General features: G+C 58.4%; 5 protein-coding genes and 2 pseudogenes. 1 reads left to right on the top strand and 6 read right to left on the bottom strand.

All coding sequences use genetic code 11. The features are described from left to right. Positions 1-363: 363 nt before the first annotated feature. Positions 364-627 (bottom strand): annotated as a pseudogene (locus tag AC1DPR_RS31400) (Hint domain-containing protein); the annotation flags it as partial. Between AC1DPR_RS31400 and AC1DPR_RS31395 the strand changes: the two are divergent. Beyond that, positions 625-810 (top strand): annotated as a pseudogene (locus AC1DPR_RS31395) (hypothetical protein); the annotation flags it as partial. The pseudogenes AC1DPR_RS31400 and AC1DPR_RS31395 overlap by 3 nt on opposite strands. Positions 811-1036: 226 nt before the next feature. Here the strand turns inward: AC1DPR_RS31395 and AC1DPR_RS31390 are convergent. The 5 genes from AC1DPR_RS31390 to AC1DPR_RS31370 form a co-directional block, all read right to left on the bottom strand. Then, a complete protein-coding gene (locus tag AC1DPR_RS31390) occupies positions 1037-1312 on the bottom strand; it encodes a hypothetical protein (RefSeq protein WP_018116265.1) in 276 nt (91 codons plus the stop codon). 71 nt (positions 1313-1383) lie between these two features. After that, positions 1384-1764 (bottom strand): DUF6481 family protein, encoded by a 381-nt coding sequence (locus AC1DPR_RS31385; RefSeq protein ID WP_477817952.1) that lies wholly within the window; start codon positions 1762-1764, stop codon positions 1384-1386. Positions 1765-1793: 29 nt separating this feature from the next. Then, a complete protein-coding gene (locus AC1DPR_RS31380) occupies positions 1794-2018 on the bottom strand; it encodes a hypothetical protein (RefSeq protein WP_113162487.1) in 225 nt (74 codons plus the stop codon). Between the two features lie 125 nt (positions 2019-2143). Next, positions 2144-2353, bottom strand: coding sequence for a cold-shock protein (locus tag AC1DPR_RS31375; RefSeq protein ID WP_018116262.1), 210 nt, complete (start codon positions 2351-2353; stop codon positions 2144-2146). 553 nt (positions 2354-2906) lie between these two features. Continuing rightward, positions 2907-3686, bottom strand: coding sequence for a LysR family substrate-binding domain-containing protein (locus tag AC1DPR_RS31370; protein ID WP_477817953.1), 780 nt, complete (start codon positions 3684-3686; stop codon positions 2907-2909). Positions 3687-3705 lie beyond the last annotated feature (19 nt).

The raw sequence follows: 3705 nt of genomic DNA, 5'->3' as shown, positions 1-3705 counted from the left end.
CCGCAGTTTCGATCCACGCTTCCTCCCCACGGTCGGTCGCCCTTCCGCAGTTGCGCTTCTCTTCGTTCGCCGTGACCAGCTTACGGTGGGACTTCCACCCACAAGAATGCGCCCATGCTGGGCGCACAAAAAGAACCCGCTCCCAAGGAAGCGGGTTAGTTGATGACGTGGAAAGGTGGGTCTGAACTAGAGCGTTCAAGTCCTGCCAAAAAACGCGCAGCGAGTTGCCGGGTTCCGGTACGCCAGCGAACCAATCGTGAAAAAAACCCGCCGAAAGGATGGCGGGGTTGAATGGGGGTCAGTGTAGGAAGGGGAATCGAACAACTCGCGTTCTCAGTTCCCCTGACTCCCCGCCGCGCGCGTCTAGGCCGACAGCTCTTTCGCTTGCGCATTAATCTTTTCGTAAGCATCGTCGAACGGATCACGCATTGCCACAAGAGGCGAGGCGCCGAGAAGAAGGAGGGCTTTCAGATGCTTCCAGCCGCCCTCCTCGCCCAGTACCGTCGCATAGGATGTCATCGGCTCGCGTACCTCACCAGCGTGCAGGCATTCGTATTCCGCGAAGTTTGCGAAATTGTCGCGATTGCTGTCCGAGGGGTGGAAGGTCTCTGCCGCAGCGCCTTCAGCACGGTGTCGATGCCGCTTACGTGGAGTCAGGTGAAGACGGACCTGGATCCGAAGCGGTTCACCATCCGAACGGTGCCGGCGCTGCTCGCAAAGACGAGCGCCTGGCAGCATTATTGCGACGGACAGCGATCGCTCGAACGGGCGATCAAGCGGCTGGCCAAGTCGATGAAGCAAGCTGCCTGAACGCGCATTCGGTGAACCACCGTAGGGCCGATCGAGTTCGTTGGGGGCGAACGGCGTTCAGAAAGCCCGGTCTCTTGCTACTGCTCAAGCTTGCCATCGTCAACGCGGTGGCGGATATGATCTTCGATGATTTCGCCCATAAAGCCGTTGATGGCGCCGCCCGGTCGGGGCGATTAATTCGATATCGCGCTACCAATGTTGCCGCTCGAATAAAACGCGCACCCGGTCAAGCTCGGTCGTAGGTAAAGGACGTCAGCAAGGAGGTTACGAAATTGCTCGCCCGTTCCTTGACGAGCACCTCGGTCCACTCATTGGTTCCTCGAAGTCTCAGATCGGTGTAAATGCTGTCTACTGCGGCCTCTTCGATGCGTTTGATCTGCGCCTTGAAATTTGCCTCGCCGCCGGCATGGTACATATCACGGATAACCATGCGCAGGATTTCCTGGATGGCGATTTGCCATGACGTGTTGATCGCCTGAAGTTCGTTCGTATCCGGGGCCATCGGGCTCCCTTTCATCTCGAGTGCCCCACACGAACCCGCCATGCTGGCGGGTAGCGGCGTAGCGGCAACAGCTATCCTTTTCTTGCCTTGCGATTGGCATAGCGTCGGTCTCGGTCCGCCTTTCGCACCGCCTCATCTTCGATCACCCGCGCTATACGCGCGTTTTCGGCGATCGCCCGCGCTTCGGTTTCGGCGACTGCTGCAGCCTCGACGGCTGCCTGCCGCGCTGTCGCCTCAGTCTCGATACGCTTCTGCTCCTCAAGCTTGAGACGTTCGCGTTCAACACGCCGCTCTTCACGAGCGGTGGCAATGGCTGCGCGTTCGGCCTGCCTTGCGCTTCTGGCTGGTTCTGCTGCGGCCCTTGCCGATCGGTAGGCGTTCAGGAGAGCAGCTTTGGCGTCAGCGGATGCGGCACGGCGCTCGGAAACTTCGTTTTTTCTGGCGTTCTTCATTCTTATCCCAATAGTGAGTGCAGCAGAGATCAGCGCGCCTTGGCGCGTTTGGCGATGAGGTTGGGTGTCGCCGACATGCTGTCGGCCAGCGCCTTTGCAAGACGTGCCTCTCGAAGTCGAAGAGTTTTGGCATCCCTGGCCTGGGCAACGAAATCCAGCTCTTCTGCAGCGTTGTTTTTGGAGAAGAACTGCGTCTGGACGTTGCTGAAGGCGATCTCCGCCTGCTGGCGGGATTTGCTGTGTGCTTCTGTCATTGGAACCTCGACTGGGTCGGCTTAGCAGCCGGAACAAAAAAGGCCAGGCAAAACGCCTGGCCTTGGTGAAACAGCTTCCGGCAGTGCCAGTACATCCGTGGTCAAAGGGAAGCAGATCTCAATTTCTATTCGGACTGCAGATTGGTAGCAGACATCTTGCCCGACTTGTTGTCGCGCTCGAGCTCGAAGCCGATCTTCTGGCCTTCGACGAGTTCACGCATTCCGGCGCGCTCGACAGCCGAGATGTGCACGAATGCGTCTGCGCCACCGTTATCAGGTTGGATGAAGCCGAAGCCCTTGGTGGAATTGAACCATTTTACTGTGCCAGTGGTCATGATGAACCCTTTCAAAGCATAGATGGAGGAACCGCGCAGCCCATGCTGCGCAGGCGGAAACCGACTGTTTTTGAAAGGGAAGTTCGCTTAAAGCGCGGTGCCAATCGCGCGGTAGACAAAGCTCGGCAAGCAAAAGATCGATGGCGCATTCATAAGGGACTTAAATTGCCGAGTCAACGATTAGTTTTTGTCGCGACGAATATTCGCATTAAGGTTGTGACTCCCTAGCCGTTGCGTTCGGCAGCCTCCGCCCTTCTCAACGGGGAGCGGCGAGCCGCCCAACAGCCTGCAATCAAGCTCAAGCACTCGCCGCGCGCCCCCGCGAAGCGTTGCTGTCACCTGCGGATAATTGATGCAACTACCACGCCCCAGGGTGTGTGCTATAATGCGAGCGTCCGACTTGACCATATAGGTTTTTTCGACGCTCCTGCCGAGTCATGGCTTGCGCTTGAGGTTTCGGCCCTGAGGGCGCAATCCCCCACATCATCACGTCTCGGCGAGCGCAACAAAGAGCGGGGCAACCGACCCTGCCTAGATCCGTTAGTCTATGCTGTCAGCCGCGCCGTGCCAGCGACCGTGCGATGTCGACGATATCGTCGCGGCCAGCGGTTGGATCTTCTCTGTTCCAGGCAATGCCGAGCCCGATCCGGAAGTCGATCCCGTTTACCTTCTTCAGTTCAAAGCCGCGATTGGGAAGATCAAGCGTCCATTCCGGCGCAAAGCCGATACCAAGCCCGGCAGAGACCAGCGACACCAGCGCATAGGTGTCATCGCAGCTGAAGGCAATGTTGGCGGTGAGGTCGTATTCCGCGAACTTCTCATTGAAGTATCGTTCGGTAAAAGACAGGTTCTGCCGGGAAAAGGCGATGATCTTCTGAGTGCGCAGATCGTCGATCGTGATCTCCTCCCTGGCTGCCAGCGGATTGGCATGGCCAACCGCCAGGTAGTAGCGCTCATGCGCAAGCGAGACGAAGCGCAASGAGCCGATGTTTTCCACCGGGCGGATGAAGCCCAGATTGAGCTGGCCGGTCTCCAGGCCGCGGATGATCTCGCCGGTATTGCCAGAGGCGATGTGGATGCGGACATCGGGATACTTGCGGGCGATCTTGGCAAGGAAGGTTGGCAGCATGCCCATGGTGGCCGGGTAGATGCTGCCGATCCTGATCTGGCGGATGCGACTGCCGCCGGCTGCCCGCGTCAGTTCGGTGGTCAGGTCGATGTCGCTTAAGATCCGCACACAGCGATCATAAAAGGTCTCCCCTGCCCTGGTCAGTTCCACCCGTCTGGTCGAGCGGATGAACAGCGGACAGCCAAGTTCCCTTTCCAGCGACATGTTCCCTTTCCAGCGACAT

Source organism: Rhizobium sp. 01T417 (assembly GCF_056398905.1).
This window is presented reverse-complemented; position numbering and strand designations above follow the sequence as displayed.